The 370-nt window shown below is 64.3% G+C and carries 1 protein-coding gene; it reads left to right on the plus strand.

Features of this window, described 5'->3' with window-relative positions:
- Positions 1–144: 144 nt before the first annotated feature.
- The coding region (locus IVB32_RS26350) for a TSUP family transporter (RefSeq protein WP_247411808.1) at positions 145–370 on the plus strand (226 nt) is incomplete at its 3' end.

A 370-nucleotide genomic window follows, 5' to 3' on the forward strand; every position in this document is an offset into this window, starting at 1 on the left:
GATCTCTCTTAGCCCATTCACCACGCCTGAAATTCCTGGTCCCGCCGGCCACCGAATTCCGCTATTGAAGGGCGCGGCAATCGTTCTGCCCTCCTGCGAGCATTCCGCGCAATCGATCCGTCTCGCGGGAAGCGTGGTCTCTCGATGCAGCTCTATCTCCCGATCGCCGATCTTCCGGTCAATGTCTTCCTCGTGCTAGCGATGGGCGCGGCGGTCGGCTTCGTCTCCGGCATGTTCGGGATCGGCGGCGGCTTCCTGATGACGCCGCTTCTGATCTTCATCGGCATCACGCCGGCGGTCGCGGTCGCCTCCGTCGCGAGCCACATCGCCGCCTCGTCCTTTTCCGGCGCGCTCGCCTATTGGCGGCGAC

The sequence above is a fragment of the Bradyrhizobium sp. 23 genome (genome assembly GCF_023073295.1).
Classification (GTDB): domain Bacteria; phylum Pseudomonadota; class Alphaproteobacteria; order Rhizobiales; family Xanthobacteraceae; genus Bradyrhizobium; species Bradyrhizobium canariense_D.